This is a genomic window from Streptomyces liliifuscus, from assembly GCF_016598615.1.
Taxonomy (GTDB): domain Bacteria; phylum Actinomycetota; class Actinomycetes; order Streptomycetales; family Streptomycetaceae; genus Streptomyces; species Streptomyces liliifuscus.
Genome location: NZ_CP066831.1, coordinates 573,297 through 589,556 on the forward strand (window position 1 = coordinate 573,297; position 16,260 = coordinate 589,556).

Annotated in this window: 10 protein-coding genes; 6 read left to right on the forward strand and 4 right to left on the reverse strand. The window is 69.6% G+C overall.

All coding sequences use genetic code 11. The features are described from left to right. Positions 1 to 2: 2 nt before the first annotated feature. From JEQ17_RS02505 to JEQ17_RS02520, 4 genes are all read right to left on the reverse strand, one after another. A complete protein-coding gene (locus tag JEQ17_RS02505; protein WP_200393622.1) occupies positions 3 to 893 on the reverse strand; it encodes a DUF6206 family protein in 891 nt (296 codons plus the stop codon). A gap of 10 nt (positions 894 to 903) precedes the next feature. Next, entirely contained in the window at positions 904 to 1,347 is a 444-nt protein-coding gene (locus tag JEQ17_RS02510; protein WP_234048021.1) for a DUF6041 domain-containing protein, read from the reverse strand. A 75-nt stretch (positions 1,348 to 1,422) separates the two neighbouring features. Next, on the reverse strand, positions 1,423 to 2,661 hold the full coding sequence (locus tag JEQ17_RS02515) for a beta-ketoacyl-[acyl-carrier-protein] synthase family protein (RefSeq protein ID WP_200393623.1): 1,239 nt from the start codon (positions 2,659 to 2,661) through the stop codon (positions 1,423 to 1,425). Continuing rightward, positions 2,658 to 2,906, reverse strand: coding sequence for an acyl carrier protein (locus JEQ17_RS02520; RefSeq protein WP_200393624.1), 249 nt, complete (start codon positions 2,904 to 2,906; stop codon positions 2,658 to 2,660). The genes JEQ17_RS02515 and JEQ17_RS02520 overlap by 4 nt, the downstream gene beginning before the upstream one ends. A 363-nt stretch (positions 2,907 to 3,269) precedes the next feature. On the opposite strand from JEQ17_RS02520, the gene JEQ17_RS02525 reads away from it, so the two are divergent. The 6 genes from JEQ17_RS02525 to JEQ17_RS02550 all read left to right on the forward strand — a co-directional run bounded on the left by JEQ17_RS02525 (position 3,270) and on the right by JEQ17_RS02550 (position 16,251). Continuing rightward, on the forward strand, positions 3,270 to 4,271 hold the full coding sequence (locus tag JEQ17_RS02525; RefSeq protein WP_200393625.1) for a beta-ketoacyl-ACP synthase III: 1,002 nt from the start codon (positions 3,270 to 3,272) through the stop codon (positions 4,269 to 4,271). A gap of 23 nt (positions 4,272 to 4,294) precedes the next feature. Continuing rightward, positions 4,295 to 4,543, forward strand: a complete 249-nt coding sequence (locus JEQ17_RS02530) for an acyl carrier protein (RefSeq protein WP_200393624.1) — start codon at positions 4,295 to 4,297, stop codon at positions 4,541 to 4,543. A 96-nt stretch (positions 4,544 to 4,639) separates the two neighbouring features. Next, the gene (locus JEQ17_RS02535; RefSeq protein WP_200393626.1) at positions 4,640 to 4,900 is read left to right on the forward strand and encodes an acyl carrier protein; all 261 of its coding nucleotides are present in this window, start codon (positions 4,640 to 4,642) and stop codon (positions 4,898 to 4,900) included. After that, positions 4,897 to 6,798: an aminotransferase class I/II-fold pyridoxal phosphate-dependent enzyme gene (locus JEQ17_RS02540; protein WP_200393627.1), complete on the forward strand. Its 1,902-nt coding sequence runs from the start codon at positions 4,897 to 4,899 to the stop codon at positions 6,796 to 6,798. The genes JEQ17_RS02535 and JEQ17_RS02540 overlap by 4 nt, the downstream gene beginning before the upstream one ends. 7 nt (positions 6,799 to 6,805) lie before the next feature. Next, entirely contained in the window at positions 6,806 to 8,458 is a 1,653-nt protein-coding gene (locus JEQ17_RS02545) for an amino acid adenylation domain-containing protein (RefSeq protein ID WP_200393628.1), read from the forward strand. Positions 8,459 to 8,469: 11 nt separating this feature from the next. Continuing rightward, positions 8,470 to 16,251 carry a type I polyketide synthase gene (locus tag JEQ17_RS02550; RefSeq protein WP_200393629.1) on the forward strand — a complete coding sequence of 2,594 codons (7,782 nt, stop codon included), beginning with the start codon at positions 8,470 to 8,472 and terminating at the stop codon, positions 16,249 to 16,251. The last annotated feature ends 9 nt before the right edge of the window (positions 16,252 to 16,260 follow it).

Consider the following 16,260-nt stretch of genomic DNA (forward strand, 5'->3'; position numbering starts at 1 on the left):
CTTCAGCGATCCACGCGCGGGGGCAGGAGAAACGGGTAGGTACTTCGCTTGATCCTTTTGTGCCAGAAGCGGTCGGCCCGACGCAGGCGCTGGATGAGTTCCCACATCCGGGCGTCCGCGCGGTAGTACGCGGCGACCTCCTCCGCGGTGATGGGTTCCGCCAGGCGGGCGTTGGCCTGGTCCAGAAACGCCGGGACGAGGCTGTGGAGCTGCTCCTTGTGCAGGTTGCCGAGGAAGTCCAGAAGGACTCCGCGGGTCTCGTAGAACTTGTCGAAGATCGACCCGCTCATCGAGATGCGGACGGCGTCGCGGAGGATCCAGGGAAGTGAGGAGAAGAAGAGCCGGACATCCAGTCGTTCACGACCGCGGGCGTCGCGCATGAGGGGGGTCGTGACGTCGACGTACATCAACTCACCCCCGACATCCACCCAGTTGGCGGCCTGTGCGTCCAGGCCGAGAGCGGGCTGTACGGCGCGGTCGACCTGGTCGAGGAAGCGGGCGAAGAAGTCCTTGGCCCAGATCTCGTCCTCGGTGTGGAGGAGCCTGGAGCACAGCCGATGCGGTGGCAGCTCACGCTGGACGCAGTAGGCGACGATCCGTCCCGATGGCAGGCGCGTGTGCCAGAGCTCGGTGCCGGCGACGTTGAGACCGCTGTCCGTGAGCCTCCTCAGATATTCGGCGAGGCCTTTCTCGTAACGCTCGAAGCGGCCACGGTCGGGGAACACCGGCAGACGCTTGCACGCGAACGTCTCCTCACCGGCCCGAAGCCTCAGTACCAGGGTCACTTCGCCGTACCCGAGCACATCGAGTGCCCTGCCGTCCGTGGTCCTGAGGGCGTGCTGGACCTGTTCTTCGAGGTGTGCGAGCTCGGCGTGGGGAACGGTGAAGGACATGGCATCGCCCTTAGCTCTGGTTGTCCGTCCTGGCAGGCGTGGTCGCCGTGGCAGGAGGAGACGGTCTGCGGCTGTGCACAAGGAGGAGGTGGATCCCCGCCGCGAAGAACGCGGCGTCGAGCACGAGGATCTGCGGCACGCTGCTGACGAGGACGACGACGAAGCAGACCAGCATGAGCAGTTGGCCGTAGAGCGCGCTGACGACCGGGCCCCGGTTGCGGATGAGTACCGCACCGCTCAGGACCATCGCCGCCGCGACGAACACGGTGACTCCCATGGGGTACTTGGCCAGCCATTCGGTGAAGGGACCGATGACCGCAGCGCCGTCGTTGGCGTCCGCGGCGTCGTCCAGGCGCTCTTCGACCGACTCGATCTGAGGGAAGAACTTGCCTACGCCGGCGATGATGTAGAGGACGCCGACCGTGCGCTGGAGGATCAGGTTTCGTCTGGTCACGTATCGGAGTCTTCCGGTGTCGTGGCCGGGCAGCCGGGGCTTTTTCGGACAGGAGCCGTTGGTGCGTACGGTGACTCAGGCGGCCGTGATGACCAGGACCGCGTTCTGGCCGCCGAAGCCGAACGAGTTGCTCACCGCGACGTCCACCTTCTGCTCACGTGGCGATCCGGCGACGATGTCCAACTCGATCTCGGCGTCCTGCCGTTCGAGGTTGGCGGTCGGGGGTACTCTGCCGTGCTCGACGGTCAGGACGGTCAGCACGGCTTCGATCGCGCCGGCCGCTCCCAGGGTGTGGCCGGTCACCCCCTTGGTGGATGTGACCGCGGCGCCTTCGCCGAGGAGTTTGCGCAGTGCTCCTGCCTCCGCCGCGTCGTTGAGCGGCGTCGAGGTGCCGTGCGCGTTGACATGGTCGACCTCGTCGGGCATGACCCCCGCTCCGGCCAAGGCCGTGCGCAGGGCTTGCAGGACACCGACGCCCGCCGGGTCCGGGGCGGTCATCTGGTAGGCGTCGGCGGAGGCTCCGTACCCGGCGATCCTGGCCCGGACCCGCGCCCGGCGGGCATGTGCGTCCGCCTCGCGTTCGAGGACGAGCATGCCGCTGCCCTCGCCGATGACGAACCCGTCGCGGTCCGCGTCGAACGGGCGGGACGCGGCGGACGGTTCGTCGAGTCTCCTGGAGAGCGCGCCCATCTGGGCGAAGCCCGTCACCATGAGCGGGCTGACCCCGGCCTCGGCGCCACCGGCGACGACCAGGTCGCAGCTTCCGTCGCGCAGCAGCTGCAGGGCCGTGCCGATCGCCGTCGCGCCGGATGCGCAGGCCGTCGCCGTGACGAGATTCGGGCCCGTGGCGTGCAGGTCCATCGCCAGGTGTCCGGCGACCATGTTGGGCACCAGCATCGGGATCAGCAGGGCGGACACCGCTTCCGGCCCCTTCTCCAGCATCCGCCTGTGCTGGGTTTCCCATGTCGCCACACCGCCGAGGCCACATCCGACGACGACCCCGACGCGAGCGCCGTCCCAGTTCCGCGGATCCAGGCCGGCGTCGGCGACCGCCTCACGTGCCGCGGTGATGCCGAGCTGGGTGAAGCGGTCGTGCGCCAGGGAGCTGCGCCTGCCCACGTGTTCGCGGGCCGAGAAGCCGGGCACGGTGCAGGAGATGTCCACGGGAAGTCCGGCCAGCAGCGGGTTCCGGGCCGCCGTGGGCCGACCTTCGCACACGCCCTTCCAGGTGGCGTCCACTCCGATGCCGGCGGAAGTGACCAGACCGACACCGGTCACCGCGATGTCCGGCGACGGGGATACGGGCGTGGTCATGCTGAGGCCTCGGCGGACGCGAGGCGCTCGATCAGGTCGGCGACAGCCGTGATCGTGTCCCCGGGAGACGCGGCGTCGTCCCCGACGTCCACACCGAACTCGGACTGGATCACCAGGAGCAGTTCCACGAGGAACAGCGAGTCCATGTCGAGATCCTCGAACGTGGTGTCGGCGCTGATCTCCGCACGGTCCACCTCGAATCGGTCGACCAGAAGATCGACCAGCCTGCCGTACATCACGCTCATGAGACGCGCCCTGCCCTTCCTGCTGCATGACCTGGCTCGACGACAACGCACGGTCGAACGTGCGCCGATGTCCCGGCCGTTCGTCGACGTCGAGTGTGCGTGCTCGGACTGACCGCTCACTGACCGATGACTGACGGCACGCTGACCGGTCGAGGTGCCCGGATGCACGGGCAGCGGCACCGCGGAATCCGCGACGAGGGAGCCGCCGGGAGCCGCACCCACTCGTGTGCCGCGTCAGCCATCGGTCAGTGGCTGGTCAGTCATCGGTCAGTGCCTCGGGCCAGACTCGGCCCGGACATCACCTTTGGTCCACCGGGAGACGAGGAGCACCAGCGTGGTTGCACGTCGTCGGGACCATGTCCGATGAGTCGGGCCGCCGTGTTGACCGGGGTCGGCAGCTGCCTGCCGCCCAGGGCCGTGTCCAACGACGAACTGGCCGCCGGACTCGGCAGTTCGGATGAGTGGATCCGGTCGCGCACAGGTATCGAGCAGCGGTACTTCGCGGAGCAGGGGACGGCGACCTCCGATCTGGCCGTCGGGGCGGGCGAGAAGGCCCTGAAGAGCGCGGGGGTCTCCGCCGTGGACATGGTGCTCGTCGCCACCACCACGCCCGATCGCCCCTGTCCGGCGACCGCGCCGACGGTGGCCGCCCGGCTCGGGATGAGGGGGACCGCCGCCTACGACGTGTCCGCCGTCTGCACCGGGTTCGTCTATGGGCTGGCGACCGCGGCGGGGCTCATATCCGCCCGGGTCGCCGACCGGGTGCTGGTGATCGGCGCGGAGACGTTCTCCACCCTGCTCAATCCCGAGGACCGGTCCACCGCCGTGATCTTCGGAGACGGCGCCGGCGCCGTCGTACTGCGCTCGGGGGATCCGCGGGAACCCGGCGCGCTCGGCCCCTTCGACCTGGGGAGCGACGGAGCGGGCGAGGACCTGATCAGCGTGTCGGCGGGCGGCTCGCGCCAGCGCCTGTCCGGAGCGGATCCCGCCGCCGACGACCGGTACTTCACGATGTCCGGCAAGGAGGTCTTCCGGCATGCGGTGCGACGGATGACCGGATCGGCCCGCACGGTCCTCGCGCGAGCGGACTGGGATGCGCAGGACATCGACCATCTGGTGAGTCATCAGGCCAACCTCCGGATCACCCATCACGTCGCCGACAGCCTCCGGATCCCCAGGGACCGCTGCGTCAGCAACATCGCCGAGGTCGGTAACACGGCGGCCGCCTCCATCCCTCTCGCGCTCGACCAGGCACACGCGGAGGGCACGTTGCGTCCGGGTGGACGGCTGCTGCTCACGGCGTTCGGAGGCGGGCTCACCTGGGGGTCGGCGGTACTGACGTGGCCGGAACTGGACCGTTTCTGAGCGCAGGGGAAGGAACGCACAGCATGAGCGTGATGTACGGCAGGCTGGTCGATCTTCTGGTCGACCGATTCGAGGTGGACCGTGCGGAGATCAGCGCCGACACCACGTTCGAGGATCTCGACATGGACTCGCTGTTCCTCGTGGAACTGCTCCTGGTGATCCAGTCCGAGTTCGGTGTGGACGTCGGCGACGACGCCGCGTCTCCCGGGGACACGATCACGGCTGTCGCCGACCTGATCGAGCGCCTCGCGTCCGCCGAGGCCTCAGCATGACCACGTCTGCCGCACGCACGGCCGCCATCGTCGCCACAGGGCCGTAGTCAGGCCGGAGTCAGGCCGGAGTCCGCCGAAAACGAGCCGAGGACGACCATGAGCACCCAGCAGTCGATCATCAACTACATCGCCGACGTCTGGCTCGACGGTGACGCGGACGGGCTCGACGCGCACGTCCCCATCGCCGATCTCAACATCATCGATTCGGCCGAGATCTTCGACCTCGTGCATTACCTGCAGAACGACTTCCGGATCACCGTTCCGCTGCGGGAGATCGCTCCTGCCAACTTCCGGACGGTGGACACGATCGCAGCACTCGTCGAACGGCTGCAGCGAGAGGGAGACAGCGTCCGATGACGCACATCATGGGGAACCGGCAGGAGAACACCGGCATCCATCGGCAGGTTCTCGACATCATCGCCTCGCGGACGCTGTACGACGAGTCCTATCTCCTGCCCGACAGCCACTTCGAGGCGGAGCTCGGCATCGACTCGGTCATCTTCGAGTCGATCCTGGCCTCGGTGAGGGAGCAGTTCTCCCTGGCGACGCAGCTGCCGCCCGGCATCGCCACGATCGGCGAGCTCGTCCGTGCGGTCGAGGAGGCACTCGGCCGGGGCGGCGACGCACCCTCGCCGACGGAGCCGGGCGTCGCCACGGCTTCCGAAGGGGACGATCCGCTCCTCGACGCAGTCGTCACCATGACCATGCGGCACACCCAGTACCAACGCGATCAACTGGCGCTTGACGCCGACTTCGAGAGCGAGCTCGGCATCGACTCCGTGCTCCTGGCCGCGATCGTGGCGGACTCGGCCCGGGAGCTCGGCCTTCCCAGCACTCTGGCAGGCACCGTCACCGCGGCGTCCGTGCGCGATCTCGTCACGGCACTGCGTCCGTTCCACGACGGCATGCAGCCTGGGGACCAGGGCTTTGGCGGCGACCGGCCACCCGGGGTCGGCGCGGTCGCGGACGAGTCAGCCGCGCAGTGGGACTCGGCCTGGGACGGCCGCTCGATGAAGGACTTCGTGGAGGAGCGCGACGGCGACCTGTTCGCCAAGGCCCGCAGCTTCGGCACGTACCTGCGACGGCGGGAGGCCGACCGGCTCTACTGGTACGGCATGCCCCTGCATTCCCGCTGCTCGAACCGGGCCGTCATCTTCGACGAAACAGAGGGCCGCACACGCGAGTTCCTCATGTTCGCGTCCAACAACTACCTCGGCCTCGCCAACCACCCCAAGGTGATCGAGGCCGTCTGCGACGCCACGCGCCAGTACGGAGCCACGCACACCGGCTCCCGGTTCATCGGCGGGACCAACACGCTCCACAAGGAACTGGAGCGGCGTCTGGCGGCCTTCAAGCAGCGGCCGGCCTGCATCGTCTACCCCGGTGGATACTCCGCGAACGTCGGTGCGATCTCCGCCCTGGTCAAGAGCTACGACACCCTGGTGGTCGACAAGCTCAACCACATGAGCATCGTGGACGGCGCCCGGCTCTCCGGTGGCACCCGCAAGATCTACCAGCACAACGACATGGCCGACCTGGAGCGCATCCTGAAGCGCTCCGACGACACGTCGGGCGGCAAACTGATCGTCGCCGACGGCGTGTTCAGCATGCACGGCGACATCTGCGACCTTCCCGAGATCGTCCGCCTGGCGAAGGAGTACGGCGCCCGGATCATGATCGACGACGCCCACTCCACGGGCGTGCTCGGCCGGCGGGGTTCCGGCACCGCCGAGCACTTCGGGCTCAAGGGCGAGGTCGACCTCGAACTCGGAACGATGAGCAAAGCCCTCGCGGGCATGGGCGGCTTCGTCGTCGGCGAGGAGGAGGTCGTCGAGTACCTCCGCTACTACTCGAACTCGTACGTGTTCGCCGCGAACATCCCCGCGGGCGTTGCGGCCGGGCTGATCGCGTCGATCGACGTCATCGAGGCGGAACCCGAGCGGATCGCGGAACTGTGGTCCAACATCCGGCTCCTCCACAGCCAGTTGTCGGACGCCGGTTTCGACCTGGAGAACACTCGCAGCGCCATCCTCCCCATCGTCATCGGCGACGAGCGCAAGGCGATGGAGATGGGGCGCGCGGTACGCGCGAGGGGGCTCTTCTGCCAGACGGTCGTCTTCCCGGGCGTGCCGCTCGGCGACGCGCGACTGCGTGTCAGCGTCACCTCGGAACACACAAGGGACGATCTGGAGACCGCCGCGGGCATCTTCGTCGAGGCCGGCCGTGAGGTCGGTGTCCTGCCGTCGGCGGGGTGAGGCGACAATGACGGGAACAGCCATACCCCGGACGCCACACGAGGCCGACCTGTCGCTGATCCGGCTGCAACGGCCGCTCTCCCAGGAGCAGGCGGCCCGTCCGGCCCTCGTCGGCGCGTGGACCATTACCTACGGCCGGCTGGACGCGGAGGTCACCGCCATCGCCTCCGGTCTGCTGGGGCTGGGTGTGGCGATCGGTGACCGCGTGGCGGTCTGGATGGACAAGCAGCCGCTCTACGCCGAGGCGATTCTCGCGACGCTGCAGGCCGGTTGCGCCTACGTCCCGCTCGACGGAGGGCAACCGCCCGCGCGGGTGGAGAGCATCCTCGTGGACTGCGAACCCGTGGCGCTGTTCACCGACCGCCGTCACATGGAGCTGCTGGCGGACCGCGAACTGCCCGCTTCCCTGCGGACGATCGTCGTGTCCGACGGTGCCGACCAGGAACCGAACAGCGCCCTGGCCAAGGCCGACGGCAGGCCGACGGCACCTGTCCGGCCGTGGGCCGACTTCGCCACCGGTGCGGCGGGACACGTCGGGCTCCCGCCCACGCCGGAACGGGACGATCTCGCCGCGATCCTCTACACCTCCGGGTCGACGGGCACTCCGAAGGGCGTGCGGATCTCCTATCGGAATCTGGCGAACTTCATCCGCTGGGCCCGCACCGAGCTGACCGTGGGCCCGCAGGACGTGTTCGCCAACCACGCCTCGTTCAACTTCGACCTGTCGACCTTCGACCTGTTCACTGCACTGTCGGTGGGCGCCCGCGTCTGGATCGTCGCCGACGACCAGGCCCGCGACGTGACGGCGCTCGCCACGGGCATCCGAGATCACGGAGTCACGGTGTGGTACTCCGTGCCCTCCGTGCTGAAACTCCTGACGGTCTCGGGAGCACTCACCGCCGACACCGCGCGCACGCTGCGGTACGTCCTCTTCGCCGGCGAGGTCTTCCCCATCGGGCAATTGCGCTCCCTGGCCGGACTGCTGCCCGAAGGGACCGAGCTGTACAACCTCTACGGCCCCACCGAGACCAACGTCTGCACCTACCACCGGGTCCGCCCGGCAGACCTGACGCGTGACGAACCCGTACCGATCGGCACTCCGCTACCCGGTGTCCGCGTGTCCGTCGTCGACGGGGACGGACGCACGCTGGAGGGGCCCGAGGCATTCGGCGAGTTGATCGTGGAGGGGGACTGCGTCACTCCCGGCTACTGGCGACGGGAGTCACAATCGACCGCCGCCGGACACGGGAAGGGCCGCCACGCCACCGGGGACCTGGTGAGCTACGAGGGCGACAGCATCGTCTACCGCGGGCGCAAGGACCGGATGGTCAAACTCTCCGGCTACCGCGTGGAGTTGGGCGAGATCGAAGCCGCGGCGCTGAGGCACGCGGACATCTCCTCCGTGGCCGTCGTGGTCGACACACAGGGCGCCGAACCCCGGATCGCCCTCTACTACACCCTCCGTACGGGTGCCCGCAGACCGAACCTCATCGAGATCAAGCGGCACTGCGCCCAGCACCTGCCCCGGTACATGCTGCCGCACTCGGCCACCTGTCTCGAGGAGCTCCCGCACAACGCCAACGGCAAGACCGACTACCACCACCTGAGCAGCGGGCCGGCCGGTGCCGTCCGACGCTCACAGGCCCTGCCCGGCAAGTGACGGAGACGCTCATGAACCAGGATCCCAACGAGACACACCTGCGGGGGAACGGGCCGAAAACCGTCGCCGCGCTGCTGCGGCACCATCTCGAACATCGTCCGGGCGCGCTCGCCTACCGTTTCCTCTCGGGAACCAGGCAAGGCCGCTCCGGCGGCGACGGCGAGTCATGGGACTACCGCGAACTCGACCTTCGCGTCCGGGCCGTGGCCTCGCTTCTCCAGCGTGAGGGCCTGTCCGGCAAGCCGGTCCTGCTGCTCCATCCCCCGGGGCTCGACTACATCGCCGGGTTCCTCGGCTGCCTCTACGCCGGAGCGATCGCCGTACCGGCCTATCCCCCGGAGACACGGCGCTTCGGCCAGACCATGCCGCGTCTCGCGGCGATCGCCCGGGACTCGCGGGCCACACACGCACTCACGACCGGGGCGTTGTCGCGGTTCGCGGCCACGAAACGGCGTGAGATCGACTCGCTCGGGCTCGCCGGTCTGCGCTGGCTGGCGACCGCCGACCTCGGCACCGCCGGAGCCGACGACTGGCGAGACCCCGATGTCGACAGCGACTCGACGGCCTTCCTCCAGTACACCTCCGGTTCGACCTCGTCCCCCAAGGGCGTCATGGTCAGCAACGGCAACCTGCTGCACAATCTTCGTTCGATCCATCGCAGGCTGGAGCACGACACCGAGTCGGGAATGGTGTCCTGGCTGCCCCCGTACCACGACATGGGTCTCATCGGCGGCATCCTCACGCCCCTGTACGGGGGGTTTCCCGCGCATCTCATGTCCCCGGCGTCCTTCGTACGGCAGCCGCTGCTGTGGCTGGAGACGCTTTCGCGGACCCGGGCGTCCACGAGCGTGGCCCCCAACTTCGGGTTCGAGCACTGCGTACGCCGGATCACCGACGAGCAGCTCAGCGGCCTGGACCTGAGCCACTGGAGGCTGGCGTTGAACGGCGCCGAGCCGGTACGCGCGGACACCCTCGACCGGTTCGCCGAACGGTTCGCGCCCTGCGGCTTCGTACGCCGCGCCCTGCTGCCCTGCTACGGCCTCGCGGAGGCCACTTTGATGGTGACGGGAGTCGGCGCGCACGAGCCGCCGACGGTCGGCACGTTCGTGCCCGCGGCACTGGGCGTGGGAGTCGCCCGGCCCGCGGGCGGACCGGAGAGCGGGCGGGCGATCCGCACCGTCGGGTGCGGCCCCGCCGTCGACGGGGTGGACGTCGCCATAGTCGACGCCGATACGCGACGGCGGATCACCGACGAAGAGCGCGTCGGAGAGATCTGGGTCGCGGGCGGGAGCGTGGCACACGGGTACTGGCGCCGCCCCGAGGCCACGGAGGAGACCTTCCGGGCCCGCGTCGAGGGCGAGGGAGAGACGAGTTACCTGCGCACCGGCGACCTCGGCTTCCTCAGTGGCGGCCAGCTGCATGTCGTCGGACGTATCAAGGACGTCGTCATCGTGCAGGGCCGAAACCACTACCCGCAGGACATCGAACTCACCGTCGAGCAGGCCGACGAGGCGATTCGGCCGGGCTCGGGCGCGGCCTTCTCGATCGAGGTCGACGGCGCGGAGGAACTCGTCGTCGCCTACGAGATCGAGGGCAGGCGCGTCGACGGCGCGTCGGCGCTTCTGGCGAAACTGCGCACGGCCATCGCCGAGCAGCACGAGGTCGCGCCGCACGCCGTCGTTCTCCTCAAGAGGTCGACGGTCCACAAGACCACCAGCGGCAAGATTCAACGGCAGGCGTGCAAGCGGGCCTTCCTCGACCTCGGGCTCTCGGTGGTGGCGGCCAGTGTCACGCGGGACGTCGAGGTGTCTCCGTCCGTGGACCGTCCCGCCGGTCTGTCCGTCGCCCAGCGCGGGCAACGGGTGACCGACGCGGTCACGGAGGCGCTGACGGGAGTCCCGGCGGCCGCCGACGCCCCGGATCTGACCGGCTGGACGTTCGCCGAACTCGACCTGGACTACCCGGCGTTGCTGACCGCCGTGCGCGGGCTGGAGGAAAAGCTCGGCACGAGGATCGCCGTGGGCGAGCTGCTGGCGCTTCCGCGGGTCGACAGCCTGATCGACCTGTTTCTGGGTGAGGCACCGCAGGGCGGGACGGCCGGCTCCTCGCGGGAGGACGCCGCTCGGCCCTCCGAACTGCGTAAGCCGGAGGCAGTGGAGGCATGGCTGGTCGGAGAGGTGGCCCGGTGCCTGGGAGTGCCGGTCACCTCGGTCGACGTCACCAGGCCCTTGACCTCGTTGGGCCTCGACTCGAAGCAGGCCGCCGCGATCCTCGCGGAGCTTGGAGCCAGGACGGGGCGCGAGGTGACCACGGGTACCGCCTTCGAGCACCCGACCATCCAGGCAGTCGTGGCCCACATCGGTACTTCTCAGACGTCGGCCGACACGCCCCTCGCGGAGCTGCCGCCCCGGCACCAGGAACCCCGGTCCGAGCCGATCGCAGTCATCGGTATGGGGTGCCGCTTTCCCGGAGCACCCGACACGGACAGCTACTGGCGTCTCCTGGTCGACGGACGCGACGCGATCACCGAGATACCCGGCGATCGCTGGGCACCGGGGCAGGTGAACGCTCCCGCCTTCGGCGGCTTCATCGATCGCGTGGACGAGTTCGACGCCCGTTTCTTCGGCCTGTCGGCCAGGGAAGCGGTTCGGATGGATCCTCAGCAGCGGTTGCTCCTCGAAACCGCCTGGCAGACGGTGGAGGACGCGGGTCTGGACCCGACGGGGCTCTCGGGCAGCGCGACCGGCGTGTTCGTCGGCATCAGCAGCCACGACTACTCCGAGCTGCAGATGAGCCGACCGGAGACGATCGACGTCCACGCGGCGACCGGCAACGCGCACTCCATAGCGGCGAACAGGCTGTCGTACACACTCGATCTGCGAGGGCCGAGTCTCGCTCTGGACGCCGCGTGCTCGTCCTCGCTGCTGGCGGTTCACCTCGCGTGCGAGAGCCTGCGGCGCGGCGAGTGCGACTCGGCCCTGGCCGGCGGAGTGAACCTGCTCATCACACCGGGGCTTTCGGTGGCGTTCGCCCAGGGCAACATGCTCTCCCCGGACGGACGGTGCCGTACGTTCGACGACTCCGCGAACGGCTACGTGCGCGGTGAGGGTGTGGGCCTGGTCCTCCTCAAGCCGCTCTCCGCGGCCCTCGCCGACGGCGATCCGGTCCATGCCGTGATCCGGGGGTCGGCCACCGCACACGGCGGCCGGAGCAACGGCCTTACGGCACCGAGGGGTTCGGCCCAGCGGTCCGTCATCGAACGGGCCCTGGCCCAGGCGGGTTTGAGCGGCCGGGCCGTCGACTACGTCGAGGCTCACGGCACCGGCACCTCGCTCGGCGACCCCGTCGAGTGGGAGGGCCTCGCGGCCGCGTACGGAAAGGGGCGGTCCACAGGCGACCGCTGCCTCGTGGGGTCGGTCAAGACCAACATCGGGCACCTGGAGGCGGCCGCGGGTATCGCCGGACTCATCAAGGCGGCCCTCGTCGTACGGCACCGCCAGGTACCGCCGACGCTCCACCTGCGTACGCCGAACCGCCGCCTGGTCTGGGAGGACGCCGGGCTCGACGTTCCGACACGGCTCGTCGATCTGCCGGACGCGGGCGTCGTACGGGCCGGAGTCAGTTCGTTCGGATTCGGCGGGTCGACCGCACATCTGGTGCTCGAATCGGCCCCCGAGCCGGACCCGATCGACGCGGTGGCCCCGAAGCGGCCCGTACATGCCCTGTGCCTGTCGGCGCACACGGGGACCGCCCTCACCACACTGGCACAGCGGTGGCGCACACACCTGGCCGGCCATCCCGACGCGGAGCTCGCGGATCTCTGCCACACAGCCCACACGGGCCGGGCCCAGCTCCCCTTCCGGGCGGTCGTCACCGGCGGCTCCCGGGCGGCGTTCGACACCGCGCTCGACACGCTGGCCCGCGGCGGACCGTCGACCGTCGTGGTTCGCGGTCACGCCCGGCCCGGGTACGCCCCGAAGGTCGCGTTCCTCTTCAGCGGCCAGGGCACGCAGTACACAGGCATGGGCAAGGGCCTGTACGACACGCACACCGGGTTCGCCCGCACCCTGGACCGCGCCGACCGTGTCCTGCGTCCGCACCTCGGCCTCCCACTGACCGAACTGCTCTTCGGGGAGGGCGGTACCGAGAAGCTGGCGAACACCCGTTACTGCCAGGCCGCCCTGGTGGCACTGGAGGTCGCACTCGCCGAGTTGTGGATCTCGCTCGGTGTGCGGCCCGCGGCTCTTCTCGGGCACAGTATCGGGGCGTACGGCGCCGCGTGCGTGGCCGGGATGATGTCCCTGGAGGACGCTCTGGCGCTGGCCGTGGTGCGGGGCAGGTCCATGGCCGAACAGCCTGGCGACGGGGCGATGATCGCCTGTGCCGGAGACGCGGAGGTGATCCGCGCGGCAGTCGCCGACAGCGACTCGGTCGCTGTCGCCGCCGTCAACGCCCCCGAGCAGCTGGTGCTGTCAGGGCCCCGCACCGAGATCGACAGGGTCCGTGCCCGGCTCGAAGGCCAGTCTGTCGTCGTCAGGCCACTGGCGGTGTCGCACGCCTTCCACTCCCCGCTGATGGCCGGTGCGGCTCAACCGCTGCGCGCGGCAGCCCTCGATGTCGAGTTCCGGGAGCCGGAGTACCCCTGGGTCTTCGACGCCACCGGCGAGCAGGTCACCGGGCGGATCGGGGCCGACGACTGGGCCCGGCACATGCTGGGCCCGGTGCGCTTCGCCGACGGTTTCGCCACGCTCCGTCGCCTTGGCTGCGACGCCTTCGTGGAGATCGGCCCGCATCCGACCCTGCTCAACACGGCGCGCACGATGACAGCCTCGGAGGACGAGGAGTCGGTGCTGTGGCTGCCCTCTCTGCGACGGGTCCGCGGCGGCCCGGTGGGCGACGGTGACTGGCAGACACTTCTGCAGTCGCTGGGCCGCCTGCACTGCGCGGGCGGACGCGTGGACTGGGCCGCCCTCGACGAGGGATCCCGCAGGCCGCGAGTCCCGGTACCGCACGCGGTCCTCGAAGGACAGCGGTACTGGTTCTCGCCTCCGTCGGAGACGGACACCACCGTCGACCGGCCGGATCGTGAAGTCGGGCCGACGTCCACAGCGCCCGTGCCGATGCCGGCCGCCGAGGTCGGGAACGACCCTGCGGAGCCCGGACCGGTGCGGTCCGCCGCAGTCGTCGCGGACGCGGTGCGGGACTCGGTGCGAAGCGAGGTGGTGCGTCAGGTCGCACGGACGTGTGCCTTCCCGCCCGAACAGATCCCGATCGGCGCCCGGCTCGGTGCGGACCTCGGATTCGACTCGCTGATGCGGACCGAACTGGAGCGCTCCCTGGCCCGGCAGTTCCCCGAGCACCTCGAGAAATACCGGGAGTCGGTACCCGAGGACCCGACCGTCGGTGAACTGGTGGCTCTGCTGGGCGCCGACGGACAGCAGGCCCCGAGGAGCGACGATCTCCCGGCGGCCCCTCGCTCGCCCCGACCCGTGGCATCGGCCGTGCCTGTGCGTTCCAGGGACGGTTCCGGTCCACCGGTGAAGCAGGAGCGCGCGTTCGAGGAGTGGGCCGAATACGCCGAACTCCAGGGCCGGCTCCGACAGGTGAGGGCGAGCGGCTCGAATCCGTACGGCCGAGTCCACGAGGGCTACAACTCCGGTCGTGCCTCCGTCGACGGTCGCCAGGTCATCAACTTCTCCTCGTTCAACTACCTCGCGCTGTCGAATCACCCGCGCGTCCGCCGAGCTGCGCAGGAGGCCATCGAGCGGTACGGCACCTCCAGTTCCGCGACGCCCCTGCTGTTCGGTGAGACGCCGCTGCACCGCGAACTGGACGCCGAGATCGCCTCGTTCCTCGGCACCGAGGCCGCCATCGTCTTCGCCGGTGGCCACGCCACGAACGTGGCGACCATCGGACATCTCTTCGGGCCCGAGGACCTCGTCCTGCACGACGAGTGGATCCACGACAGCGCGCTGCGCGGCTGCATGCTGTCGGGTGCGCGGCGCCGTCCCTTCCCGCACAACGACTGGCGGGCGCTGGACGCGATGCTGGGCACCCTGCGCCCGGGGGCCCGACGGGTCCTGGTACTCATCGAGGGCGCGTACAGCCAGGACGGCGACGTCCCCGACCTGCGCAGGTTCATCGACGTCAAAGCGCGCCACGGCGCGATGCTGATGATCGACGAGGCGCACTCGATCGGCGTCCTCGGGAGAACGGGCCGGGGCATCGGCGAGTACTTCGGCGTCGACCGCCGTGATGTCGATCTGTGGATGGGCACCCTGAGCAAGGCGATCGGCAGCCTCGGCGGCTATGTCGCGGCTCGCGAACCGATCATCGAATACCTCAGGTTCACCGCACCGCTGCACATCTTCAGCACCGGGATCTCGCCGGCGAACACGGCCGCGGCTCTGGAGGCGATCCGGGTCATCAGGGACGAGCCGCAGCGCGTGGCCCGGGTGCGACAACTGTCCGAGCGCTTCCGCGACTCGGCACGGGCCCGCGGACTCGACATAGGTGTGTCACGGGCCTCAGCCGTGATCCCGGTCGTCATCGGCGACTGGGAGAGGACGATGGCGCTCTCCAACACCCTGCTCGACCAGGGCGTGAACGTGATGCCGATCGGCTACCCGGCCGTCGCCCGCGACGAGTGCCGTCTGCGCTTCTTCCTCAACGCGGACCACGTCGAAGAAGACCTGGAACACACCCTCGACCTCCTGGGACGAGCCATGTCGGAGAACACGCACACGACCCCCTCGCCCGAGCCGGAGCCGCTTCGCGACGCCGCTGCCGCCGACGTCCTGGTCACCGGGGCGAGCGGCTTCATCGGCGGACATCTGACCCGTCGGCTGGCCGAGCGCGGCCACCGCGTACGGGTGCTGGTCCGGGAAGGCAGCGACCGTTCCGCCTTCGCGGGTGTCGACGTCGAGGTGGTGATCGGTGGACTCGGCGATCCGGCAAGTCTGCGTCGTGCCACGGCCGGTGTGCGGCACGTCTACAACTGCGCGGGCATGTCGGCCGACTGGGGCCCCTGGGAGGAGTTCCGGCGGATCAACGTCGACGGCAGCCGCAACCTCGTCGAGGCGGCCCACCACGCGGGTACCGTCGAGCGCCTCGTCCATCTCAGCACCACCGACGTCTACGGCTATCCGGTGGCACCCTGCGACGAGAGCGCGGAACCCAAGGACATCGGGCTGCCGTACAACCGCAGCAAGGTGTTGGGGGAACGCGCCGTGCGGCAGGCCGCCGAGCGCACCGGTCTGCCGGTGACCGTCATTCGGCCCGTGTCGGTCTACGGTCCGCGCAGCAAGGACTTCGTGATCGAGATCGCGACGCTGCTGCTGGGCCGGCAGATGGTCTACATCCGCGGGGGTGCCGTACCGGCCGGACTCGTCTACGTGGGCAATCTCGTCGACGGAATGATCGCCGCGTGCACGTCCGACGCCGCGGTGGGCAAGGCGTACAACCTGCGGGACCCCGATGCGACGACCTGGCGGGAGTACGTGGAGGCGCTGGCCCTCGGTCTGGGTGTGAAGCCTCCCGCGTTCAGCCTGCCGACTCCGCTGGCGCGCGGCGTGGCCACGGTCTCGGAGAAGCTCTACGGCGCCCTGCGGGTGAAGTCCCGCCCCGTACTCACCCGTCACGCCGTTCATCTGTTCGACCGCGATCAGTCCTACGCCATCGACCGGGCCCGCGACGACTTCGGGTTCAAGAGCGAGGTGGGCTTCGAGGCAGGCATCGAGCTCACGCTGGCCTGGCTGGACTCACCGGAGGGCCGCAAGGCCGTCGCCCGCTGACCAGTTGCT